Origin of the sequence: Okeania sp. SIO3I5, assembly GCF_010672085.1 — a bacterium.
Lineage (GTDB): Bacteria > Cyanobacteriota > Cyanobacteriia > Cyanobacteriales > Microcoleaceae > Trichodesmium.
Genome location: NZ_JAAHHT010000229.1, coordinates 1 through 691 on the forward strand (window position 1 = coordinate 1; position 691 = coordinate 691).

Consider the following 691-nt stretch of genomic DNA (forward strand, 5'->3'; position numbering starts at 1 on the left):
TCGATAGTCTATCTTGTAGTTTTAGGACGTTTAAATATGAGGTAATTATCGTCAGATTTTGAGTGATGACTAAAAGTTACTAATTCCCATCCTTCATTACCCAAATAATTAACTAATTCGGATGCTGAAGATATTAGCTGAAGTTCTTAAGTATCGATAGTCTATCTTATAGTTTTAGGACGTTTAAATATGAGGTAATTATCGTCAGATTTTGAGTGATGACTAAAAGTTACTAATTCCCATCCTTACATTACCCAAATAATTAACTAATTCGGATGCTAAAGATATTAGCTGAAGTTCTTAATAATCGATAGTCTATATTGTAGTTTTAGGACGTTTAAATATGAGGTAATTATCGTCAGATTTTGAGTGATGACTAAAAGTTACTAATTCCCATCCTTCATTACCCAAATAATTAACTAATTCGGATGCTGAAGATATTAGAAGATATTAACTGAAATTCTTAAGTATCGAGAGTCTATTTTGTAGTTTTAGGACGTTTAAATATGAGGTAATTATCGTCAGATTTTGAGTGATGACTAAAAGTTACTAATTCCCATCCTTCATTACCCAAATAATTAACTAATTCGGATGCTGAAGATATTAACTGAAATTCTTAAGTATCGAGAGTCTATTTTGTAGTTTTAGGACGTTTAAATATGAGGTAATTATCGTCAGATTTTGAGTGATG